This window comes from Streptomyces sp. NPDC051109 (genome assembly GCF_044455885.1).
In the GTDB taxonomy this organism is placed as follows: Bacteria; Actinomycetota; Actinomycetes; order Streptomycetales; family Streptomycetaceae; genus Streptomyces.
On record NZ_JBITFF010000028.1, the window covers coordinates 12663 to 36351 of the forward strand.

Annotated in this window: 11 protein-coding genes and 4 pseudogenes; 8 read left to right on the forward strand and 7 right to left on the reverse strand. The window is 68.1% G+C overall.

Annotation, left to right across the window (positions count from 1 at the left end):
- Positions 1 to 8: 8 nt before the first annotated feature.
- On the reverse strand, positions 9 to 6965 hold the full coding sequence (locus tag ACIBAD_RS33310; RefSeq protein WP_398910504.1) for a ricin-type beta-trefoil lectin domain protein: 6957 nt from the start codon (positions 6963 to 6965) through the stop codon (positions 9 to 11).
- 1188 nt (positions 6966 to 8153) lie between these two features.
- Here ACIBAD_RS33310 and ACIBAD_RS33315 point away from each other — a divergent pair.
- Entirely contained in the window at positions 8154 to 12341 is a 4188-nt protein-coding gene (locus ACIBAD_RS33315) for a ricin-type beta-trefoil lectin domain protein (RefSeq protein ID WP_398910506.1), read from the forward strand.
- A 292-nt stretch (positions 12342 to 12633) separates the two neighbouring features.
- A pseudogene (locus ACIBAD_RS33320) lies at positions 12634 to 13323 on the forward strand (ISL3 family transposase); the annotation flags it as partial.
- Positions 13324 to 13603: 280 nt separating this feature from the next.
- Here the strand turns inward: ACIBAD_RS33320 and ACIBAD_RS33325 are convergent.
- Positions 13604 to 13882 (reverse strand): hypothetical protein, encoded by a 279-nt coding sequence (locus ACIBAD_RS33325; protein WP_398910508.1) that lies wholly within the window; start codon positions 13880 to 13882, stop codon positions 13604 to 13606.
- Between the two features lie 48 nt (positions 13883 to 13930).
- On the opposite strand from ACIBAD_RS33325, the pseudogene ACIBAD_RS33330 reads away from it, so the two are divergent.
- Together ACIBAD_RS33330 and ACIBAD_RS33335 are read left to right on the forward strand one after the other, a co-directional pair.
- Positions 13931 to 14366: pseudogene (locus tag ACIBAD_RS33330) on the forward strand (transposase); the annotation flags it as partial.
- A 343-nt stretch (positions 14367 to 14709) separates the two neighbouring features.
- Positions 14710 to 14862: a hypothetical protein gene (locus ACIBAD_RS33335; protein WP_398910509.1), complete on the forward strand. Its 153-nt coding sequence runs from the start codon at positions 14710 to 14712 to the stop codon at positions 14860 to 14862.
- Between the two features lie 411 nt (positions 14863 to 15273).
- Here ACIBAD_RS33335 and ACIBAD_RS33340 read toward each other — a convergent pair whose 3' ends face one another.
- Genes ACIBAD_RS33340 through ACIBAD_RS33360 form a run of 5 tightly spaced genes read right to left on the reverse strand, consistent with a single transcriptional unit; the run spans position 15274 to position 20569 of the window.
- On the reverse strand, positions 15274 to 16560 hold the full coding sequence (locus tag ACIBAD_RS33340) for an MFS transporter (protein WP_134076004.1): 1287 nt from the start codon (positions 16558 to 16560) through the stop codon (positions 15274 to 15276).
- A 41-nt stretch (positions 16561 to 16601) separates the two neighbouring features.
- Complete coding sequence (locus ACIBAD_RS33345; RefSeq protein WP_398910511.1) at positions 16602 to 17498, reverse strand: class I SAM-dependent methyltransferase; 897 nt, start codon at positions 17496 to 17498, stop codon at positions 16602 to 16604.
- A 54-nt stretch (positions 17499 to 17552) separates the two neighbouring features.
- Entirely contained in the window at positions 17553 to 18494 is a 942-nt protein-coding gene (locus ACIBAD_RS33350; RefSeq protein WP_134076008.1) for a YcaO-like family protein, read from the reverse strand.
- Positions 18484 to 19503, reverse strand: a complete 1020-nt coding sequence (locus tag ACIBAD_RS33355; RefSeq protein ID WP_134076010.1) for an aKG-HExxH-type peptide beta-hydroxylase — start codon at positions 19501 to 19503, stop codon at positions 18484 to 18486. The genes ACIBAD_RS33350 and ACIBAD_RS33355 overlap by 11 nt, the downstream gene beginning before the upstream one ends.
- A gap of 46 nt (positions 19504 to 19549) precedes the next feature.
- The gene (locus ACIBAD_RS33360; RefSeq protein WP_398910513.1) at positions 19550 to 20569 is read right to left on the reverse strand and encodes an aKG-HExxH-type peptide beta-hydroxylase; all 1020 of its coding nucleotides are present in this window, start codon (positions 20567 to 20569) and stop codon (positions 19550 to 19552) included.
- Between the two features lie 426 nt (positions 20570 to 20995).
- On the opposite strand from ACIBAD_RS33360, the pseudogene ACIBAD_RS33365 reads away from it, so the two are divergent.
- The 4 genes and pseudogenes from ACIBAD_RS33365 to ACIBAD_RS33380 form a co-directional block, all read left to right on the forward strand.
- A pseudogene (locus tag ACIBAD_RS33365) lies at positions 20996 to 22380 on the forward strand (RHS repeat-associated core domain-containing protein); the annotation flags it as partial.
- On the forward strand, positions 22381 to 22809 hold the full coding sequence (locus tag ACIBAD_RS33370; protein ID WP_134076014.1) for a hypothetical protein: 429 nt from the start codon (positions 22381 to 22383) through the stop codon (positions 22807 to 22809).
- 12 nt (positions 22810 to 22821) lie between these two features.
- Positions 22822 to 22973 (forward strand): annotated as a pseudogene (locus ACIBAD_RS33375) (IS5/IS1182 family transposase); the annotation flags it as partial.
- Between the two features lie 390 nt (positions 22974 to 23363).
- Positions 23364 to 23687: a type VII secretion target gene (locus ACIBAD_RS33380; protein WP_166682196.1), complete on the forward strand. Its 324-nt coding sequence runs from the start codon at positions 23364 to 23366 to the stop codon at positions 23685 to 23687.
- Positions 23688 to 23689 lie beyond the last annotated feature (2 nt).

Genomic DNA, 23689 nt, shown 5'->3' on the forward strand with positions numbered 1-23689 from the left:
CCTCCTCCTCATCCCGCCGTCCTCGGACGTACCTCCCATGGGATGCCCTTCCTGTCGAACCAATCCGTAAATACACTCGGAATTGGATTTTCTGAAATTACCCGATATGGGATTCCTCGATTTTTGGCGATGCCGAATTTCTGGCCCTCCGTCGAGAAGAAGCCGCTCTGGCGATTATTCTTTAGGGTATTCTCCCAGAAATTCCCGGACTTGGCTTCGTACCATGTTCCGCGCCCAGTGGCGGAATCAATGAATGCACCGTCGAACTGGCGTCCCATTTCACTGAAGCCGCCGCCGCCGCCAAGAGTTTCTACGAGGTGATCCTCATAAGATTGGCCTGATTCTTGAGCGAGTCTGGCACCGCTCTTCCCGCCCGCGGCGCAGTTGTGAACCAGGACCGGAGTGGCCCCCGCCAGCACATAGTACGTGTGGACGTCGGCGATGGTCAGGTCGTGCGTGCGCTGGCGCTTGGTGTAGCGCTTGACCGCGGTGATCTGTACGTGGCTGCCTGCGCTGGTGCGGAGCCAGTTGCCCGTCTTGAGGTCGCCGGCCTTGACCCATTCTCTGAGTTCGGGGACCCAGAAGGGGTGAGTGTCCGTGGCGACGATGCTGGCCGGGCCGTCCTCCGTGGCCACGGTGAGGTCGGTGAAGTCCTTGTCGTCTTCGGTCCGAATGGTGTCGAGGACCGTCTTCTTGTAGCTCTCGCCCGTCTCCGGATCCGTGGCGAAGACTTCATCCCCGACTGCGACGTCCTCGATCTCCTTGCGAGACCCGTCCGCCATGAGGGTTTCCGTGCCCGGGAGGAAGGAGTGGCACATTCCGCTCACACCCTTGGCTTCGCCGGTGATACCGCCGAATACGAGCCCTGTCGCCCACGGGATGTCTTGGCCGTCCTCGTACCCCGGATCCGAAGTGTCGAACCCGATGTCCTCCATCAGGGAGTCATACGAGTTTTCCGGATGGAATCCGATAACGGAGAGCGGATTGGTGAGAATGTTGTTGCCGTAGGTGGAGACGAAATATCTCCCTATACCGGGAATGGTGTTCCGGTTGATCCTCAGCTTGCGTGGCGTGACGTTGTACCAGTCGCCGTAGCCGACGCCGCCGTATCGGTAGTCCCGCTTGCCCTTCTTCGTCTGGGTTGTCCATGACGACCACTTCCAGCCGCCGTTGCCCTTGTACTCCCAGGATTCGTGGTGGTCGGTTTCGACGCCGCTGCGGTCCGAGTCCGATACGCAGCGGCTGCTGTTGCCGCCGCAGACTCCGTCGGGCCGGAGGCCGGACGGGTCGGACAGGTTGAGCGGGTCGTTGTTGCTGTAGGCGTAGCCGTTCCACTGCTGCGGATCGGTCGGTACCAGGAGCGGGTCGGCGCTGATGAATCGGCCGGTCGAGGGCTGGTACTGGCGGGCTCCCAGGTTGGTGAGGCCGGTTGCGGGGTCCAGGGTGCCGCCCACGAAGCCCTTGTCGCCGTCCCACGTACCGGCCGTCGGCTGCGCCCCGCGGGGGTTGCCGAACGGGTCCATGGCGCGTCGGGCGACGGCCAGGGTCGCGGAGTCGACGGTGAGCTGGCCGCTGCCGTGGTGATCGGCGAGCTGGATGGACATGGCGTCCGTGCCCACTCGGACCATCGTCAGGCCGCCGGGGATCGGGTAGTACCGCGTTCCCGTCAGGGCCTTCGTCGCCGTGTCGTACGTCAGCTCGTCCGTGCCGAGGGTGATCGTGTTCTTGCCGGGGTTGCGACGGATCAGCTGGTTGCCGTCGGCGTCGTAGAGGTAGGACGTGGTCTGGTCGGTTGCCGTCCACTTCTGGCCGGCGGGCACCGTGGTGCCGCAGTCGCCGAGGACCAGGTCGGTGCCGTTCGTGCTGACATCACCGGGTACGGCGAGGCAGCGGATGGCCGCCGCGTTGTACAGGGTGCCGTCGGCGCGCTTGGTCCAGGTCTGGGCCGGGGTTCCGTCGCAGGGCTGGAGCAGGACGGTCGAGCCGGCCGTGGTGCCCGAGGCGGTGAGGCACTTGTTGAGTACCTTCAGCAGCGAGCCAGTCAGGGTGAACTTCTGCCCGCCGTTCGTGTTGCAGGTGTTGATCTGGGCGGGGGTGCCGTTGGCGGAGCTTCCGCCCTGGGTTTCCAGGCACTTGCCGCCGATGCCGGTGATCGGGATGGGCGGGGTGTAGCTGGCCAGCTTGCCCTCGGAGTTCCAGACCAGGCCCGCGGTGCCGGTCTTCGAGGTGTACATGCTGGTTGTGTTGCCGACGGCGTCGTAGCGGTTGCTGCCCGAGACCGTGGTAGTGGTTCCGACCTTGCTGCTGGTGCCGGTCAGCGCGTGAGGGCCTCCGCTGCCGCCTCCGTTGTTGGTCGTGCCGGCGGCCGGGAAGGTCTGGCTGGTGACCGTGTCCTTCGTGGTGTCGCCGGTCAGGTCGTGGGCGGTGAACGTCTTGCGGTTGCCCGTCACGTCGTACGTGTAGTCGTGCCAGTACGGGTTCCCGCCGCCGACCGTGGCCGCGGAGGGTGCCGTGCTGGTGCACCGGCCCTGGTCCTGAGTCTGCTTCTCGCTGGCAGCCGGGACGGTGACACCCGCGGTGTCGGTCCAGGCCGTCGTCAGCCGCCCGAGGCTGTCATAGGCGAAGCACTGCCGGTCGGTGGCCGACGGCGTATTGTCCGGGACCGTCGTGACGGAGGTGATCCGGCCCACGTCGTTGTACGTGTACCCGGTCTGCTGGACGGCGCCGGTCAGCGAGGTCTGCTTGTCCAGGTACTGATTACGCAGCCGCCCTGTCGCCTGGTCGTAATCAGCGGTGACCACGACCTGCGTCGTGTACGGATTGACCGTGGAACGGACGACGTTGCCATAGGCGTCGTAGTTGGTCTGGACGTCATATGTCGTCGCGCCCCCATACGCGAACAACTGGCCGTAGTCGTTGCGCGAGTAGTTCATCTTGTCGAGCGGCAGGCCGCCCAGTGCGGGGAACAGCGAGGACTTGAGTTGGCCTGTGAGCGGGTCGTATCCCGCGGTGGTCGTGTAACTGAACGTGGTGCCGGTGGCCTGGCCGACCTCGGTACCCGGGATGGTGATGGTGGAACCGGTGGCGCGGTAGGCGTCGTCGTACCCCTTCACCGTCGTGGTGTACGCCTGGCCGGCGCTACCCCCGACGTACCTGGTCGATGATGTCGGCTGGCCCTTGGCCACGGTGTCGAAGGTCCATCCGACCAGTTGGTTGGCCGGAGTGATGGAGCCCTCGTACGTGCCGGTCTTACGTCCGGACAGGTCGTACGTGTAGAGGAGCTTCTTGTTGCGGGCGTCCGTCGTGCCGGCGATGCGCGAGGCCGCGTCGTACTGGGTGACGGAGGTGCCGGCGTCGGGGTCGACCCGCTGGGTCTCCCGTCCTTGCAGGTCGTAGGTGTACTTCCAGGTGTTGCCGGCCGCGTCCTTGCGGGTATCGGCAGCACCCGCTGGGGTGTAGGTGTAGGACGTCACCGTGGCGTCGGCGCGGTTGCCGGTGGCCGTCGGGGTGCTGTACTGCCAGACCTCGCTGGTCCTTCCCCGGAGATCGGCGAACGTGCTGCTGGGGTAGCCGCCCTGTGGCGGGATCACATCGGTGCGGCCCGCGTCTGGATAGCTGGTCGTCGTACGGGACTGCTCGACGCCCAGTGCCCAGGCGGCCGTCACGGTCGGTCGGCCCCGACCGTCGTACGAGGTCCGGGCCTGTTGCAGGGCGGTGGAGTCCGCCGCCGCTACCAGAGTGCCGCCGGGCGCGGTCGAACTGTCGTACCAGGCGGAGGTGACCAGTGCCGTGCGGCCCTGGGAGTCCACCTTGTTGTCGCTGATGAGGCGGCCCGTGTAGGCCGGGTTCGGCGAGGTGGACTGGGTCTGCCGGCTGCGGCCGAACCCGTCGATCAGGTTGACGACGCTCGTCCGGACCGGGGTGTCGCCGTCCCGGGTCAGCACCCTCGTCGTCGTGTAGGAGGGCACACCCGGCGTGTCGGACAGTGAGTAGGCGAAGGTCGTGTTTGCCTCGGGGTTGAGCTGCGGGGTCCGGCCCGGCAGCCAGACAGCCGTCAGGCGGCCGATGGCGTCGTACGTCTGGGTGGTCACCTTGCCGTTGGGATCCGTGCTGCTCAGAGCGGCGGTACGGCGGGTACCCATGGTCTGGACCGTGTCCCAGGTGGCACCGGAGGCTCCCGGAGCCGGAGCGGAGATAGTTACGGTCTGCGGAAGTTCACCGGCTGCGGCCGGGGTGTACGTGGTGGTCGTGGTGGCGCCGTCGGGGTGCTGGGCGTCGGTGGTGCGGGGGTCGGTCACGGTCGATGTCCGCCCGTAGGCGTCGGACGTGAGGGTGGAGGTGGTGATGTACGAGGCGGTGCCGTCGGTGTTGTAGTGGTCCAGGACCTGGGTACTCGACGGTTCACCGAGCGCACCCGCCTGGCCGTGGGGCTTGCCGTCGTACAGGGTTCGCGCACCGGAGACGGTGTTCGTGGCGTCCGGCGCGGCCGTGCACGCGTTGGCACCCGAGACGATGAGCGTTTCGGAGACGAGGTCGGTCCGCTGTGCGTCCGGTCCCACCGCGTACTTGGGACGGGTGCACAGGTCGGGCAGACCGTCTGCCTGGTCGAGGCTGGTATCCGCACGGTTGTTCTGGGCGGGGTCCGTCTTCGCCGTCGTGGTGCGGGTGCGCCAGGTGCCGTCGGCCTTGCGCTCCTGGGCGGTGACCGTCGTCGTGGTGGAGCCGTAGCGCGCCACGAGGTCGGGCAGACCGTTTCCGACCACGTGCGTGGCGGTGGCGACCTCACCCGAAGGAGCATTCACCGTCCGGGCGGTGACGGTGCCGTCGGCCTGGTCGAAGGTCTCGGTCTGGAGGACCGCACCGCTCAGCCAGTCCACGTCGGTGACCTCCCGGCCGAGCACGTCGGTCAGGTGGACGCTGCGGCTGGTGCCGTCCTTGCGCTTGTCACCGTCCATGCCGGGCCGGTACGTGGTGCGGGACTGTGACCGCGGGCCGTCCGTTCCGCTGCCAATGGTCGTGGTGACGGTGGTGAAGCCGCGGAAGTCGCCCCAGGTGCGGGCCTTGGCCTCCGTGAACTCGTTGTCGTCGCGGTGCCAGGCGGCGGGACCGTAGCTGTAGTTGGTGATCTTCGCCGGCGCGTCCGTCGTGGTGTCGTTCTCGGTGATCGACTTGACGGTGTAGTGGTTGAACCAGTCCAGGACCGGATCTGCGTCCACGACCGAACCGGGCGGTGACCACCGGACCGGGTAGCAGGCCATGGTGTTGTCGTCTTCGGCGGTCGGCATCACGTTGGTGCGGCGCGAGCAGCCGGGCAGGTTGTAATCCACATTGAGGACGCCGCCGGTCTCGGTCTTGATCTGCTGGATGCGTCCGCGGTTCATGATCGGCGGGGCCGGCACCAGGTCTGTGCCATCGACCCGGTTGGGCAGCATGACGGGGGTGAAGGTGACTGGCTTCAGGGGCACTGCCGGAGACTCGGCCTTGCCGGTCCGCAGCACGGAGTCGAGCCAGAGGACCTTCTCGCTGGTGGCGTCCTTCGGGTCCGGGAAGGAGTGCTTGAGCTCGTAGTAGTCGATGTCCTTCCAGGCATTGTTGATGCGGACCTGGGTGGTCACGTCGGCCAGGCGGCGGGTCGTGAAGTAGGTCGGGCTGTAGGTGGTGCAGGTCCCGGTCTGCTTGCACTCCTGGTCGACGGGTACGTCCGGCCAGTTGGTCTTGTTGGCGCTGGTGCGGTGGGCCTCGTCGCAGTTGGTCTGGGAGAGGCAGCGCTCTGCCGTGTTGAAGTTGACGCGGGCGGCCGGCTCCAGTGTGCCCTTCGCGGCGATCTGATCACTGATGCGCTGCCCGTAGGCGATCTTCTTGACGGTGGTCGCGCGGGTGTACTGCGTACGGGTTCCGGTGCCGGCGTTCTGGGCTCCGCCACGCTCGTACCAGTTGGTCTCGGGAGACCAGGTGTACGAGGTCAGGTTGCCGTTCGGGTCGACGACGTAGTCGAGGGAGAGCCGCTGCCACATTGTGCAGAACGAGGCCGCGCCCTTGGCACTGTCGTAGCAGGGGTCACCGCTCTTCGGCGAGTAGACCGGAACGCTGGAGACGGAATTGCTCGCAGGGTCGGAGTTGTCGCCCCCGGGCAGATGGTTGACGCCGAAGTAGAAGACGGTTCCGGAGCTGTCGGTCACCTTCGCGTAGGTGCCGTCCTTGACACCGTTGGCGGCGCCGGAGAGAAATTCGACCTTGCTGCCGTCATCTCCCTTGAGGCGCCAGGTGCCCGTGGCCGCGTCAGTGGTGGCGTTGGCCGATCCCTGAGCCTTGTCTCGGACGAGCTGCCCGCTGTGGGATCCCGCCGAGATGGTGGCGTTGAAACCGCCCCAGCACAGGTCACCGGAGTTCTTGATGCCGTTCTTGTCGCACGGCTTGAACGAACGCTCGATGTAGCCGGGGTTGAAGTCCCAGCCGTCACCGATCCACGATGCCTGCGAGTTTGTCGCCGACGTACGGCCGTCCACCGAAGAGGAGTTGTAGCCAAGAGAGACAGCCGGAGCCGGGCCGCCGAGGGTCGGCGGCATCTCGAAGGGATAGCTGTACGTCATCGAACCGGCGGATGAGCCGGCGACCCAGCCCGAGGAGGAAGCCAGCGGGGTCGCGGCGTACGAGCCGCCGCCACCCGAAGGGCCGGTCTCCGCGGCGAGCACCATGGCCTGGGGCGGTGCGGCCGGTGGAACGGTCGAAGCCGACGATGCCGCCTGCCCGGACTGCTTGGCCTGCGGTGTGAGTACGGAGCCGCTGGGGGACGGGAGATCCACATCGGCGCTCACCCGGCCGGTGGCCTTGTCGAAGGCCGTTGTCACGGGCGTGCGCTTGCGGCATTCGGGGAGGTTCGGAGTGACGGACGCGCACGAAGGCAGCGCCACCAAGCGGCCGCGGGAGGCGAACTGCCCGTCCGTGGCCTCCTGAAGTGCGCCCATGTCGAGAGCCACACGGGTGGGCACCCCACCGGCTGTCGGGCTGCCGCCCTGCTGAGACACGGTGAGTGTCAGCAGGGTGCCGTTGACACCGGCTGCTTCCGCGGCTCGTGTGCCGCTGCGGACAACCGTGACCGTTGTGCCGGCGGGCCCCTTCTTGGCGGTGGGCGCAATCCATACCGGTAGATCCCCGGCCTTGGCAGGAGCGCCCTCCTGAGCCGCGCTCAGATTCACCGCTCCGGTCTGGGCCGGGCGGGCAGCAGCTGCCCGTTGCGGCTTCACCCGGCTGGGAACCTCGTAGCGCGGTTCGATCTTGCCCGCGGAGCGGCTCGCAGACACGGCCACCGAAGCGGTGTGCGGCAGCGGCGTGTGCGGAGGCTTCCACACCTTGCTGAAGTCGGGCCCGCCCGCCACTGCCTGCCCGACGGGCACGGACAGCAGGGACGTCGTAAGGGCGAGAACAACGGGACCAGTGACCCGTATCCGACTTCTTCGACTATTTCTACGTATGCCAAATGATGGCATCGCGACTCCCCCCGGAGTGAGCTGAGATGGCCGGGATCTCTGCTGATCAACGGCCCAATCGCACGGAATTTACCTCCCAGAACGGTAGCGAGCCGACTGCCCCTGGAGTTGGTCGCGTGCTTCAGGTCACTTTCGGACGGATTGACCGCGATCTTCGCCTGCCGTGGCAGGGAAGCCTGGCGGTTGCTGCGGTCCCCGGCCCACACCTGGAGCGGCAGCTCGTCTTTTCCGTAAGGGAGTTCAGGATTGATCCCGTCCAGGTCGGCGCGACGGTTCAGATCACGGGTGACACGCATCTTGCGCGGGTGTTCAAGATCACCTCACATTTTCGACCACCACATCCGGCATAACGGGAATAAGCCGCAGCTCGCACGTTGCCGGAAAGTCGCGTTCCTGTCAGAGTGCCCCGGATCTCTGTGCGTAATTGTCCAGAGGCGCAGATGTAATGGGGGGAAGTGCGCAAGCATGTCCAATATGCCAAGACCCGGCCCGGGATCGCTGCTGAAGAAGCAGATAACGGAGCGGGGGCCGAACAAGTCAATCCGGGCGATATCAGCCACGACGGCTTTTACGCTTTCCGCGGCGCTACTGCTGGCCGCACCGTACGCCGCACAGGCGGCCACCCCACAGCCTTCCGCCAGCGCCAGCCCCCCCACACCCCAGACCGTGAGCAGCCCGCCCACCGCGCCCACACCTTCCAGCCCTGCAGAGAAGGCGCGGGCGGAGGCGGTGAAGACCGGCAAGGACGTGCCGGTGCCCGAGCTCACCACCGAGTTCAACACGACGGTGGTGACTCCACAGGGGAAGCTGCGCACCGAGCGGAGCCTGCTGCCTGAACGCACGAAGAACCAGCAGGGGCAGTGGCTCGCCCTGGACGACACGTTGACCGCGGGGGCGGACGGCACGGTCGTACCCAAGGCCTCGAGTTCCGCGCTGGTCATCTCCGGGGGCGGTACGGGGCCGCTGGCCACCATGACCACCCAGGACGGCAAGCAGCTGTCGGTGTCGTCGCCCTTCCCGGGCGCCCTGCCCAAGCCCGTACTCCAGGGCAACGGCGCGCTCTTTCAGAACGTGGCCCCTGACACCGACCTTCAGGTGAACGCCACCAAGTGGGGCGGCTACACCACCGTCGTGATCCTGCGCAGCCCCGCAGCGGCCGCCAACCCGGCCGCGCGCGACCTCGTCTTCCCGACCACCGCCAAGGGGCTCACCCTTGCACGGGAAGAGGACGGCAGCCTCACGGCTGCCAGCGGTCAGGAGGCCGCTTTCCGGGCTCCCGAGCCGCTGATGTGGTCCGCCAAGGAGCCCCGCCAGCCGGCGGCTCGCGGTGCCGCGTTCGCCAACCTGGACGCCGCAGTCGAGACGACGGGCTCCGGCCCCGGCGCTGCCTTGAGCAGCGCCCAGGGGCCCGGTGCCAATGCCACCGTGGCGAAGATCCCGGTCACGCGCGCCGAGGTCACCGGCCCGCCCGCCGGTGCCAGCGGCGCCATCGCACTCGCCCCGAGTCCGGAGCTGCTCGACGGCGAGAACACCAGCTATCCGATCTACGTGGACCCCTCGTGGTCACCCGACGCCCGTGGCAAGCAGCACCACGCCTGGGTCGGCTCCGCATGGCCCGGCACGAGCAACTTCGACCGCACGGGCTCCGCCGACCGAGACCACCCGGGCGTGGGCTACCAAGGCTGGGAAACCCAGACCGGTATCGAGCGCGCGTTGTACGAGTTCGACATCAACGGGTACTCCGGCGCGACCATCAACTACGCCAACCTGCGTGTGAGTCAGTACATCTCCGCGGACTGGTCGTGCACGAACAAGTACTCCGTGAACGTTTACCGGGCACGGGAGTTCGACGGCTCGGTGTCCTGGAGCAACCACGAGATCCGCGACTGGATCGCTACCCAGGATGTGCCCGGCAACGGAAGCTCCGACTGCTACGCCGACGTCCCCGTGGACTTCAACGTCACCGGCGCGATGCGTGACGCGATTCGCGACACCGGCAAGCCGCTCGCTTTTGCCCTGCGTGGACCGGAGGGCTCCGGCAACAAGATTGCTTTCAAGCGGTTCTCGTACAACGCGACCCTGAGCACCGAGTACGACTTCCCGCCCAGGATCCCGGACAACCCGCACACCGTCCCGGCCCCGCGCCGCGTGGTAGCCGGCGATACGCAGTCCTGCGGCAGCGTGGCCGCGGCGCAGTACGGGTGGATCACCACGAGCAACGTCACCCTCGCTTCCACCGTCAGCAGCCCCAACCAGGGCCAGCTCACCGAGTGGGTGGACGTCTGGGACGAGACCGCCTCCGCCACAGCGCACCAGAACTGGTCCGGCTTCGTCGGAAGCGGCACCGAGGCGCGCTACACGACGCCGCCCGGCACGCTCCAGGACGGCCACAACTACGCCTGGGCCACCCACGGGGACGACGGGCTTCTGCGAGGTCCCTCCAGCACCACCTGCCACTTCGCGGTGGACCTCACCCCGCCGGTCATGCAGTTCGGCCAGTTCACCGACCAGGCCACCCAGTTCCCCCCTGCGGGCAACGGCCAGATCACCAAGCTGGGCCTCGGCGACACCGGCACCATCCCAGTCACAGCCTCCGACGCGAGCCCCGGTACAGGTCTGCGCAGCTCCGGCTTGGCCTGCATCCAGTTCGGCTTCGACCCGCAGCTCGTCGGCGCCACCCAGCAGTGCAACAGCCCGCTCAACCTCACCGGCATCAGCGTCAAGCCGACCCACTGGGGCACCAACACCGTTTATGCCCGGGTCCTCGACGAGGCCGGCAACTCCTCGCAGACCCTCGCCTACTCCTTCTACGTACCGTGGAAGGCCGGCCCGGTCGCCTTCGGTGACACCAGCGGAGACGCCCGCCCCGACATCCTGCTCCCGGACAGTGTCGGAAACCTGATCGCGCACGGCCGCGCCAGCGACGGCACCGCCGCCAGCATGATCCCCAGCGGGACCACCGCCAGCGCCCTGCAAGGGCCGGAGACGGCGGCCGGCCGGACGTGGAAGGACTACCGGGTTTCCCACCGCGGCTCCCGCGACCCCGGCCGCAACGTGGACGACCTCTTCGTCCACCGCGAGCCGACCTCCATCGGCGGTCTCGGCGGCTCGGACCTCTTCGTCTACGACAACAACCTGCTCAATCCGGGCACGTACGACCTGGGCGCCAAGGAGAAGCTCGACAAGCCCGGGTGCGACACCGCGTACAGCCCGTCCTGTACGGGTTACCACAACGTCACCACCTGGCAGTACTCCAGCCAGATCACCATGACCGGCCCGGCCAAGACCACCCGCACCCCCGGCCGCACCGTCACCGATGCCACCGGAATGCTCGCGGTGGAATCCGGCAACCTGTGGTTCTACCCCGTACAGAGCAACAGGCTGCTCGCCGAGCCGACCCTGGTCGACGGCAGCGGCACCTGGGACGACAAGGACCTGATGGTCCCGGGCAACGCTCTGCGCATCGGCGGCACCACCGACAGCGCCCCAGCCCTCTGGGCGCGCAACCGGACCACGGGTGACGTCTTCCAGTACGACATGAAGACCGCCGCCCGCGCCGACACGCTCGTCGTGGTGACCGGCCTGGCCCAGCAGCCGACCGCGAGGATCGGCTACGGCATCAAGGGCGCCGACTACCCGCGGGTGGGCTCGGACGGAGACCTGACCGGCGACGGAATCCCAGACTTCTGGGCGCAGGACACGGCCGGCACCCTGCACGCATGGGCCGGCTTGACGGGTGCTCCCGTCGGGGGGATCAGCACGGTGACCGGCTTCACCGGTTACCACCAGCGCGCCAGCGGGCTCGCCCCGACCCTCGAATGGAGGCTCGACGGCAACACCAAAGCGATCCCAGAGAAGAACGCCGCAGGGGATCCGAACAGCACCACCGAATCGGGTGTCACCTACCCGACGCAGCAGATAGATGGCAAGACCCGCCAGGTCGCCGCCTTCGACGACGCGGTCCACTCGCAGGTCAATGGCCCGGCCAAGGTCGTCGACACCCGACAGTCCTTCACCATCAGCACCTGGGCGAAGCTCGACAAGCCCGATAGCGTCATCGTCAGCCAGGACGGGGCGCACGCGAGCAACTTCATGCTGTGGGCCGACCCCCAGCACTGGCGCTTCGCCCTGGCGCGAGGCGACGACGACAGCTGGATGTACGACCACAACGTCGCCGTTACCCCGGCCAACGTATTCAAGCCGGGCGTCTGGACGCAGCTCACCGCCACGTACAACGCCACGACAGGAGCGATGAGCCTCTACGTCAACGGCACGCTGGCCTCCAGCGGCTACCACGCCGCGAGCACCAGCCCGGCACCCAGCGGCCAGCTGGTCCTCGGCCGGTACAAGTACCAGAGCAAGCCGGCCTCCTGGCTGAAGGGCAGCATCGCGAACCTGTCTGTCTACCAGAACTACGTCCCGGCAATGACGGCGTCCAAGGTTCCGGTCCGCTACGCCGCGTCGCCGGACATCTGCATGGACGCACCGAACGGAAACTCCGGTAACGGCCAGCGCCCCGAACTCTGGGGCTGCAACGGCTTGGACGCTCAGCAGTTCGACGTCAATGCCAACGGCACCCTGACGCTGAAGGGCCAGTGCACGGCGGCCATCGGAAACCAGACGGCCCCCGGCACGGCCGTGATCTTCTGGCAGTGCCTGGGGGAGGGCGGCCAGCAGTGGCTCCCGCGCGCCGACGGCAGCATCTACAACCCGCAGTCGGACACCTGCGTCGACGTCCCCTGGGCCAACCGCGAGTGGGGCACCCTCTTCCAGCTATACGGATGCAACGGCACACCGGCTCAGCGCTGGAGCATCCCCACGGTGACCACGGCCAACCTGCCGTTCTCCCCGTAACCCCGCAACACGAACGAACTCAGAGCGCTCGGCCGGGCAACCCCGGCCGAGCGCTCTGAGCTTTGCCACAAACGACAACCGGGGTCCAGGACATCTCCCAGCGTCCTGAGCCTGGGGCTCCTGGTTGGTCGTAGGGAGGGCTCAGCGTCAGTTGGCTGCGTGGGTGAATACGGGCTCTGGTCCACTTCTTGTGGTCGCGTACGCAGCGTGACGGTTGCTCGTCGTTGGATAGCTGACGAAGTCGCCCGAAAACCGTCCTGCCTGGGTGGAATGGGGTCGACAGTTCGGGCCCATGAAGCAAGTACGGCCGCAGCTGGATGAGCTGCTGTTCGGGTCGCTGGAGAACGTGTCGGTGGAGTTGGTCGAGGTAGCCGACACCGTCGTGCGCGTGGAGGCCCAGACCACGGCCAGTGGGGCGGCCTGTCCGGGCTGCGGGTACTGGTCAGGGCGAATACACGGCTCCTACCTGCGGTTTCCCCGTGACCTGCCAACCGCAGGCAAGCTGGTCGTGGTGGCGCTGCGAGTGCGCCGGTTCCTCTGCGTCGAGGCGCCCTGCCCACGTAAGACGTTCGTCGAACAGGTGCCAGGGCTCACCCGTCGGTTCGGCCGCCGGACAGAGCGGCTACGTTCGACGCTGGTCTCGGTCGGGCTCGCACTCGCGGGGCGGGCCGGCGCCCGGATGTCGGACGCCTTCGGGGTGCGAGTCAGCCGGAACACGCTGCTGAGGCTGATCACCTCGCTGCCGGATCCGCCCGCCTCCACGCCCCGCGTCGTCGGAGTCGACGAATACGCCCAGCGCAAGGGCCGGATCTACGGAACCGTGCTCGTCGATGTCGAGACCCGCCGCCCCGTGGACCTCTTGCCGAACCGGGAGGCGGACACCCTCGCGGCCTGGCTGGCCGAGAGGCCCGGGATCGAGATCATCTGCCGGGACCGCGCCCGCTTCTACGCCGAAGGAGCCACCCGAGGCGCCCCACAGGCTCTCCAGGTCGCTGTAGGTGGCACCTCTGGCACAACCTCGGCGAAGCCGCAGAGAAGTGCGTCTTCCGGGCACCGCGCCTGCCTGCGACCGCCACCGGCACCGCTCGAAGAGCTTCAGCAGATATCGGAACCGCCCGAGTCGTCGCCGTGGCCGACTGGGCACCGGTTCGCTGAGAGGACCCGCGCCAAGCACGCCACCGTCCACGCGCTCCTGGCCGCCGGCCAATGCCGGTTTCGAACTCCTCCGCAAGCGGGTCTTGCTCTACTCCTGAAAAGGCTGCTCAGGACACATCGTCGATCAGCCCGAAGCCCTCCGGAAACGCTTCCAGGAAACCGCGGCGAGCCGGGTTGTCCTCGGCGGCCGCCATCTCCCCGACCAGCTCGATCAGCTCCTGCCGCTGATCACTCGGCAGCGTGCTGACCACGTGGGCAAAACCCTCCATGACCTTGACCGCGTCGTCCTGATCCATCTGCTCGTCCTCGCTTCCGTCGATGAACCACAAGACATCGACCAAAGCCTCGGCCAAGGCACGAGTCAGGGATGGATACGAGGACGTCACGAGGGCCTCCCAGCGGATCAACGGCAGAGTCAGGCCATCCCACCACACACCACTGACATCACTGTCCGTGAGCCTTCACAAGAAGGGCCAGAGCCGCTACTGACGTATAAAGCCATCGTCATCGACGCCGACACCCGGCCGGTTGTCGCCGTCGGGCACGCCCTACCCGGCAACCGCAACGACTGCAAGGCCTGGGTCGGGTCCGGGGGCAGCGGCCATCGTCGGCCGGACCACCACGATCGCCGACGGCGGCTATCCCGGCACCGGTCTCGTCATCCCGCACCGCCGGCCGAACGGCAGCGAGCTCTGCCAGTGGAAGCAGGAGCACAACCGTTCCCACCAACAGGTCCGCGCCCGAGTCGAGCACGTCTTCGCCCGGATGAAGACCTTGAAGATCCTGCGCGACTGCCGCCTCAAGGGCGACGGCGTCCACCACGCCATGCTCGGCATCGCCCGCCTGCACTACCTGAGCCAGGCCGCGTAGCCGAGCGGTCGCCCCAACCCGCAGCTCGCTCCAGCGCGTCAGTGATCAATTACGGGACAGCCCTTAGACCTGGGGCGCCTACCTCTCGGCCAGGGTCCGCACCGGTGTGTTCTCGGTCAGACCGACCCGGAAAGCGGCCAGCCGGCCGGCCGCGGTGTCCTCGTTGATCTCACGGTTCCGTGCCACGGCACCCTTCCCCACCGAACTGTCCATCCCTGACCACGCGATGACCACCCTCGTATGCCCCGCGACCAGCCGCAACACCCAGTCCCGGTCCATGGACAGCCCACCCGGGGCGAGGCTCTCCCCACGCCATCCGGGACTGCCCACAGGGAGAGCGCCCATGAGCCTGTGCACGCTGTACGCCTTCCTCGCCCACGACGTCCTCGGCAACGTCCTGGCCGCACTCATCGCCGCGGGAACGGGATACACAGCCAAGAAGATCCGCACCGGCATCCACAAGCGGAACAGCGAAACCCACAACACCGGCCAGTAATCGGATCGTGCGGCCCGCGTCCACCGGGGCGGCCCGCACGCGGACCACCAGCCTGCTCAGGAGCGCTTAACACCCGCGCTCTGCCGACCACCTCGATCACCCCGGCCCCCACACGAAGAGGCCCCACCCCCGAAGAGGTGGGACCCCTATGCGCCGTACCGAGGACTACGGCGCCGGGGTGAACTCCGCCTTCGTGCCGCCGCACCACGGCCGTGATGTCCAGCAGCTGCTCCATCCACGGCAAGGCCCCAGTGGAGCTTGGTCGCGATCTGCTCCGCGGCGTACCGGCCCAGCGCGTCCGGCGCCGGCAGCAGCATCCTGGTCCGCCTTCGATCGGTTCGAGCAGGCGGTCACCGCGACCAGCGGCGCCGCCCCGCCGCCTCGGCGATCTCCCGGCGCCGTCGCGACACGTCACTCTCCCGAGGAAGAGGGCTCCCTCCGCGCTGAGCTGGAGACGCTCTCGTCACTCACCAACATGGCCACCCCTGAGGGGTGCTTCGACGCGGTGGCCGTGCGGCGGCCGGCCGGGAAGAGCGCCGGAACCGTGAGCAGGCAAGCAGCGGATACCCATGCCGATTCCACGCCGTACCCCATGAGAACGCCTCCGAGCGCCGGTCCCGCGATGAGGCCGGTCTTGCTGGCGAAGACGTGGAGCGCGAGGATCCGGGGTCGATTGGTCTCGGACACGGCTTCGGGCAGCTGCGGCACGAGGCAGGCCGTGTGGAGGCACTCGGTGAGGGAGAAGAGGAACACGGCACCCCAGGCGATGATCAGAGCGGCCGTACGGCTGCCCAGCTGGAGGCCCACTACCAAGAGGAGCCAGGCCGCCGAAGCCCCGAGGAAGAAGATCCGCACGGCCGTCGGGCGGTTCAACCTCCCGGCGACCCGGGAGATGGGCAACTGCAGACAAATGATGATCACCGTATTGGCCGCAAGGAGTACCGCGACCTGCCGCAGGGACAGCAGCTTCGCCTGGCTGGCGAGGAGCGGCAGCAGGAGAAGGAACCCGATGCCGAACGTGAAGTAGATGCCGTCGGCGATGAGGAGCCGGCGGGCGTGGGGCTGGCGCAGCACTTCCCGGTAGGAGCCCGTGGCATCCTCGCGCGTGCCGAGGGCGGCAGGGCCGTGGCGCGGCAGCACCACGTACACGACCGCGGCGAAGAGGGCGAACGTAGCGGCGTTGACGAGGAAGACGGGGCGCATGGTGTCGGCGAGGTTGCCGGTGACCATGTAGCCCCCGGCGAGGAAGCCGAGTCCCTGGCCCAGGTTGAGGACGACTTGCAGATGGGACCAGACCCGGTCCTCTCGCCCGCCGGCGAGGGTGAGGGAACCCAGGACCGCGGCTTGCGCGGCCGAGGCGATTCCCTGGGCCGACCCCAGTGAGAAGAGCAGGACGGCGGCGGCGGGAAGGCTGCCCGCGACCGTGAGGAGAAGGGCCGCCAAGGCCGACAGGGAGAGCGCGCCGGCCAGCACCTTACGAGGAGGGACCAGCGTGAGCAGGCGACCGGCGTACAAGGTCGCGATGAGTTGCCCGGCCCCCGTCGCGCCGAAGAGGATGCCGGCCACCCGCGTGGAGCCGTGCGGAAGCACCGCCAGCCAGCTGATGACGTAGGGCGTCATCAGCCCGTTGCCGAAGGCGTTGACCGCTACGCCTGTGAGTGTCGCGCGGTACGTACGCGGGGGAACTGGTGTGGGCACCGGCGCTCCTGGGCATTCGGCGGATCAGCGGGCTCGACCCGTCAGGGCGTGCGGGTGGCGGTGAGTCCGACCAGGGCGAAGGGCCGCGTGATGTGGTTTTGACACTCGGTCAGAACGTAGTCGCGCACGGCCTCCCTCAGTGCGCTGCGCGCACGGTCGTCCATGCGCCGGAAGGCCCCATAGGACTCCAGCGCCGCAACGAAGCCGTCCGCGTCGTACTGGCGGCTCTGGACCTCCCCCGCCACGGTCACCGGCCCGAACATGTCCTCGACCGGGACGGAGTCGGCTTCCAGGGGCTTGCCGAACTCCACGTATTCGAGGGCACGGCCGATCGAGTCCGGGTGGGCTTCCAGACCCTCGAAGAGCTCGTCGGCCGTCCGGGTGCCGAAGCGCGGACCCTTGTGGTGGGGGGCGTGCCGGGCGAACAGGGTTCGGATGTCGGCGCAGCGCCGTTCCCACTCGTCGTCGCCGATGAGTTCGGAGTAGGTGACGAAGACCAGCTTCCCATCGGGCTTGAGCAGCTTCCGGGCCAAGGCATAGGACCGGGTGGGATCGGTCCAGTGGAATGCGGACGCCGAGAAGACGCAGTCGTAGGTACCGGTGTGCCAATCCTCGAAGTACGACTCGTGGACGTCGACGTTCGGGTGGCCGGCCATCCTCTCCTGGGCCTGGCGACACAGGTTGCTGCCGGGCTCGATCGCGGTCACGCGGCTGAACAGGTCCAGCAGAAGGCCGGTGGCCTGGCCCGTTCCGGCTCCTACCTCAAGCACGTGCGCGTCCGGCGCCACCGGGGTGATGAGCGAGTGCAGGAACTCCGTCGGGTAGGAGGGGCGTCCGACGGAATAGACGTGGGAAAGCGTCTCGAACTGGTCTCCGCGTTCGCGTCGATCGAGGCCCAGTTCGATGGGTGGCGCGGGAGGGAATTGCATGTCGGCCATGCTCGACTCCTGGGATGGTCAGATCGTGGGTGCGGAAGCCTAGCGGTCCGGATATCAGGTGAACGGATCCGGAGGTACGGCTCGACCCTGTCTCCGGCGGGCCTTGAGGGTGTTGGCGCCTTCGGGGGCGACGGCCCTGACGAGGGATACGCCTTCCCATTCGACGAGCTGATAGAGCGTGATCTCGTCGCCGAGCGGCTCGCTACCGGCGCTGGGCCGACCGCCACCCACCAGGCGGGTGGCCAGGTGGCGCGCACGGGTCGTGTGCAGGTCGCCGCGCAGGGACTCGTACCGGCCCCGCGAGAGCGAGGTGTGGTAGCGAGGGGTTCTGCCTTCCCACACGCCGTCGTACACCATGACCGCCTCACTCAGTGCGTGCTCGACGGCCTGTTCCCGACTTTCCCGCACCGCGGAGCCGATGACGAAGATCTCGCTGTCCGGGTCGTGCCAGGCCGCGAGCGAGAAGAACCCGAGCCGGCAACCGAACGTGTACGTCCGCATACGGCCCCTGGTCACACAGGAGTGGTCGGTGATCTCGCTGGGGAGCGGTTCGGTGCCGTACCAGACGGTCGCGAGCAGGGCCCGCTCCAGGAGCTCTCGTTCAGCGGAGAGCCGTGCGGCCGGGGTGGTGGCGTGCACCGCAAGACCGGTGGCGTCCAGGCCCGGACGATAGGTGCTGTGCCAGGGGCGCGGCACGATGTCCTCGAACGGTCGGCTGCTGGTGGTGGCGCCGCTCCGGGTCGTGCCGCGGACTCGTCGTCCAAGGCTGCCCGAGATCTCTGCGACCATCAGCAGACGCTCGTACGTTTCCCACAGCGCGGAGTCACGGCTGCGTTCGGGGCTGCGCGAGCACCCGAACCCGAGCGCGGCGTGCCGCTGCCCGCCGATGGAGAATCCCAGTCCGCTGGAGACGCTGAGGAACTCCGGGGCACAGGCCGGGGCGTGTTCGTGCCGCCTGACCGGTAGCCTGCGGAGGTCCTCAGCGCTACGCAGCAACGATCTCCTTGCAGGAGGCGGCCACGCTGTGGCCGGCGGGGGTGAGGTCGGCGTGCTCCATGACGGTGCTGTAGCCCATGCCGAACCTTTTCAGGGCCACGTCGCGGGCCGCCCGCGCGCCCGGCGCCCCCGTGGCGTCCGCGTACCGGGCCAGGACGCGGTGGATCCGGCTCAGGACGAACATGGCGTGGAAGATCCCGTACAGGGGGCGGGGGTCATTGCGGATCGGAGCCTGGTAGCGGGCGGTGAAACCGTTCGTCAGCAAGGGGTCGATCCCCATGATGGCGTGCAGCAGGATGTGTGAGGACTCGTGGACCAGGTGCTCCAGGAAGAAGAGCGTCGGGTCCGCCGCCTCCTCGGCGTCGGGGTGGCGCAGGTACATCTGCCCCCAGTAGCGGAGGCTGGAGATGCCGGTCGTGGTGGAACCGGTGAGCGTGGACCGGTCGAACAGGCGTACGGCGGCGACCAGGTCGGCGAACTCCGCGTGCATGGCCGGATCGAGCTCGTGCAGGATCTGGAGGCTCTCCCCGATCCGCCGGCGCCCCTCGATCAGCCGGGCGTCGGAGACCGCGGTGATCTCGACCACCTCCCCGCTTCGGGACCGGGGGCCGTCCTTGCCCAGCAGGAAACTCGACACCTCGGCGTCAGCCAGGTCCCAGGAGACGGTGTCGACGGTCAAGTCGGGTCGGTGGAAACCTCCCGCGTCCCCCATCTGGGAGATCCGGCCCAGGGCCGTGAGGACGCCGCCCGGGTCCTGCGCGCGAAGAGCCCGTCCCAACATCCAGTGCAGCGTGAACAGCTGCGGGTTGAGTCTGCTCTCGATGCTGATGTGGCGCAGGGTACGGGCGGCCGCCTCGGATGTCCGCGGCAGCAACGTCGATGCCACGGTGGTGTACTGCCGGAGGTCACGGACCAGCGTCGCGTTGATGCGCGACCGCAGCGCCGGCGTTCGATTCGCCTGGGGTCGCGCGTGGAAGGACAGGTCCGCGGTGGGTTCGACGATGGTCACGTGAGAACTCCGGTAGTGGGTTTCGTCGCGCTGGAGCGAGGTCGTCTCAGAGCTCGGCTTCGACCAGTTCGTGGCACGAGGCGAGGACCATGCGGCCGGCGTCGGTCAGGTCGGCGTGCTCGATGATCGTCTCGTAGCCCTTGCGGAAGCGCTGCACCGACTCGTCCCGCAGGGCCCGGGTGACGGGGCGCGGGTCGGCGGCGGTGTGGCGGGCGAGGACGCGCGAGATGCGGCTCAGTACGAACGTCGCGTGGAAGACGCCGTAGAGGGGGCGGGCGTCCCTGCGGATCGGGGCCGAGTGGCGGGCTTCGAAGGGGTTCTTCAAGAGCGGGTCCGCGCTCATGAGGGCGTGCAGCATCAGGTGGCCCGACTCGTGGACCAAGTGGTCCAGGAAGTAGTTCACCGGCTCTGCCGACTCCGCCCCCGGGTCGGGGACCCGCAGGTAGTTCAGGCCCCAGCAACGCGAGCTGGTGGCTCCTCGGATCACGCTGCCGTGGACGAGGCGCAGCCGGGAGACGAGTTCGTCGAACTCCTCGTGGAGCTCCGAGTCCAGCTCCCGCAGGGCGTCCAACGCCTGAGAGACCCACACCTTGCCGGTGCGAAGCTCCGCCGGAGTGACCGGAGCGATCTCGACGAGCCCTCCGCGTTCCGAGCGGGGGCCGTCCGCGCCGGTGAAGAAGCTCGCGGCCTCCGCATCGATGACGTCCCAGTCCATCGTCTCGACCCGGAACCCGTCGCCGTACAGCTCGCCGTCGGTCGCTACACGTGCCAGGCGGCCGAGGGCGGCGGACACGGCGCCGGGCTGCTGCGTACGGAGTCCCTCGTTGAGCTGCCAGTGGAGCGTGAACAGCAGGGGGTTGAGCTTGCGGGTGACGTCGAGGCCATCGAGGGCGGCCGCAGCGGCCGCGGCGCTGTTGGGCAGCCGCCTCGCAGCCGAGTCCACGTAGACGCGGAGGTCGTTCGCGAGAACACCGTTGATGCTGCGCCGGAGGCGAGCGGCCCGTGCGCGGTCGGGGTGGGCCCCGAAGAGGATCTCGGTGTCAGCAAGGGGGGCTGTGGCGGTCATGCTTCTCCTGGCGTGATGGCGGCCGGCGGACCGGGTGGCGCGACGGGAATCGCGCCACCCGGTGGTGCCGCGGTGGGGTTGTCAGTCACCCTGCATGAGCTGCGAGGACTCGGACAGGTAGCTCTCCGGGATCTCGTCGAACGCGATCTCCGCCTGCTCGGCGGTCTCGGTCTGAAGCTCCTTGTTCTCCATGTGGCATTCACCTCCTCGTGGGTCAGGAGACCCTCAAGGAAGGAACTCCTGAAATGTGCTCGTCGCGGACTCGACGTCCGCTCGGCTCGTATGCGTGCCAGACTCCCCCGGACGGCTCGGGTGGCGACGGAGCCCTGCTCGCGACGAACTCAAGTGCACTCCGGGGCTCGGGTTCGTGCGGGGGAGGCGGGGCGGGAGTGCGTCAAAGCGTCGGCCCCGGCGCCCCCGCACGGGGCGTCGCCCCGCCACGCGAAACGGGCGACGACGGCTTCGGCGCCGCACGGCGGTTCAGCCGGCTGGTACGCGGGCGGTTCAGCCGGCTGGTACGCGCTGGACCCGGTCGGCAGTGGCACCGCGGTGAGCGCCCACGACTGGAGCGAGCGATACGCCTACGACGCCGCAGGCAACCAGACGGAGGCCGTCTGGCCAGCCGCTCACCCGGGCGGCCCCGACGCCACCGGGCCGGGCACGTACGAGGGCACCCGGCTCACCGGCGCGGGCCGCGTCCGGTACGAGTACGACGCCATGGGCAGGATCGCGCTCCGCCAGCGCACCCGGCTCTCGCGCAAGCCCGACACCTGGCGCTACGAGTGGGACGCAGAAGACCGGCTCAAGGCGGTCACCGCCCCCGACGGCACGCTGTGGCGCGACGCCTACGACGCCCTCGGCTGGCGCAGTGCCAAGCGCCACATGGCCGCGGACGGTGTCACCGTGGCCGAGGAGGTCACCTTCGTCTGGGACGGGATGACGCTGTGCGAGCAGACGACGACCTCGGCGGACCTGCCGCACACGGTCACCTTGACCTGGGAGCACGACGGCCTCCAGCCGCTCGCCCAGACCGAGAGACTGGCCGATGCGGACGGACGGGAGATCGACAGCCGCTTCTTCGGGATCGTCACCGACCGGGTTGGCACGCCGACGGAACTCGTCGACGAAGCGGGTGGGATCGCGTGGCGCACGCGTAGCGCCCTGTGGGGAACAACGACCTGGAACGTGGATGCGAACGCCTACACGCCGCTCCGCTTCCCCGGGCAGTACTTCGACCCTGAATCGGGTCTGCATGACAACTGCTTGCGGTACTACGACCCCGAGACCGCCCGCTACCTGTCGGTCGACCCCCTCGGCCTCGGCCCCGCGCCCGATCCGGTCGCCTACGTCTCCACCCGCACACCTGGTCCGATCCGCTGGGCCTCAGCCCGTGCCCGCCCAAGGGCGAGAAGAGCAACCCGTTCAAGCTGCGGTCCGACGCCGAGCGTGCGGCGTTCGACGCCGCGGGAGTCCCTTTCGGGACCACTCCTGATGCCGAATGGATCGTCATGGGTGACAAGACTCTGAAGAACATGCCCGGACACGTCTACTCGAGCGATCCCACTCACTGGGGCAACTTCCGCCAGTTCGAAACGCCAAACGGCTCCCGTGTGGTCGTCGAGCACACCGATGATCCCGCCGGACCGCACTTCCACGCGGGCGGGCCGAAGGGCAGCACGATCGAGGACCAGTCGCGCTCCGGAGTGAATTTGGCTGGGACAACACGGTCGACGGCTACCGGAACAATGGAGCGCTACCGAGCCATCGACAAGCCCGGTGGAGAGCACTACTTCTTTTACGAGGAGAAATGAGTGCCCACAAGCGAGCAGAACCTCATCGAGCTCATTCGGAGCAGTGGCCTCGAGGTGGACGCCGTCGAGAGCAATGACCTCGGTCCGTCGGTCGACGCAGCCTGGCGCGCGATGGCGGGCTTCGGCGTGGAGCCCAGTGCAACCCTTCCCCTGAAGGGCGAGCTCGGAGGGGTCCACCGGCTGTGGCTCGACCACGCCCGTCGGGCTGGTGTCATCGGCGAAGACGGGACGTTCCTCCTCACGGCGGTAGTGACCGGCAGTGCTGCGGTCGGCTGGGTCCGCGTGCGCCTGACGGAAACAGCCGATGTATCCCGCCTCCTCGACGACCAGGGCCGAATCGAATTCATCGCCCGCTCCTCATCCGGCGGCCACATCTGCGGGGTCACCGCGGAGGAATACGACTACTGGGTGGTCACCCTGGCCCTCTGACAGCGACAGCCCTGGGCCTACCTTCCGCATGACTTCCCGCCGCACCCGAGCGTCTACGGCTACTTCGCCAGATGGGCGGACGAAGCATATTTGCCCATCTCAACGGACTCCTCCGCCAACTCCTACGGGAGAAGGAGGGACGGGACGCGGAGCCCTCCGCGTGCTGCACGGCCTGGTCGCTGGACGGCCCGCGGCGCCCCGCCATCCGCACGCGCACCACGCCCTCAGCGCCTCTGATCCTCAAGGAGCGCCCGCGGCAAGCCGCTCGGGCCTTGTGGTGCGGGTGCGGGCGCGCAGCGCCGCGGTCAGACGCTCGACGGCGTCATCCGGAACGGCGTCGTCGACGAACGCAGGTGGCAGGAGGAGCAGTCGGGCATGGGGATCAGTGGTGCTGCCACCAGCCGGGCGGTGACCGTCGTCCTCGAACCTGCCGCCTGGCCCAACGGCCGAGCCCGCCTGAGGCCTGAGGCCTGACTCGGTTCCGGTCATCGCCTGCTGTCAGATCCGGCCACAAGATCAAGTTACGCTGTTCTCCGGTATTTACGGGGGATTACGTGGACATAGACATCAAGACGTACTACGTGCGGCAGAGCGCGGGAGGTGCCGACGCTGCCGCCGAGAAGGCGCTGGAGAACCTCCGCAAGTCCCTCGATTCGAGCGACACCGCAGCCGACGGGCACCACGGCTGGGCCTCCGCGGCGGCGCTGAAGCGGTGTGCGACCGCGTGGGAGGACCACATGGTCGACCTGGGCAAGCAGATGAACACCATGGCCGACAACCTCCACACCACGGCCCACGCCTATGACACCACCGACGCCCAGGCGGAGGACGCCTTCAGCAGGCTCCGGCACGGCCTCGCCGACTTCGGGAGGAACTGACC

Excerpts from the sequence above, each read along its gene's own strand:
- ACIBAD_RS33360 (WP_398910513.1), bottom strand. The coding sequence starts at position 20,569 with ATGACCGCCACAGCCCCCCTTGCTGACACCGAGATCCTCTTCGGGGCC.
- ACIBAD_RS33310 (WP_398910504.1), bottom strand. The coding sequence starts at position 6,965 with ATGGGCGCACTTCAGGAGGCCACGGACGGGCAGTTCGCCTCCCGCGGC.
- ACIBAD_RS33345 (WP_398910511.1), bottom strand. The coding sequence starts at position 17,498 with ATGGCCGACATGCAATTCCCTCCCGCGCCACCCATCGAACTGGGCCTC.
- ACIBAD_RS33335 (WP_398910509.1), top strand. The coding sequence starts at position 14,710 with ATGAGCCTGTGCACGCTGTACGCCTTCCTCGCCCACGACGTCCTCGGC.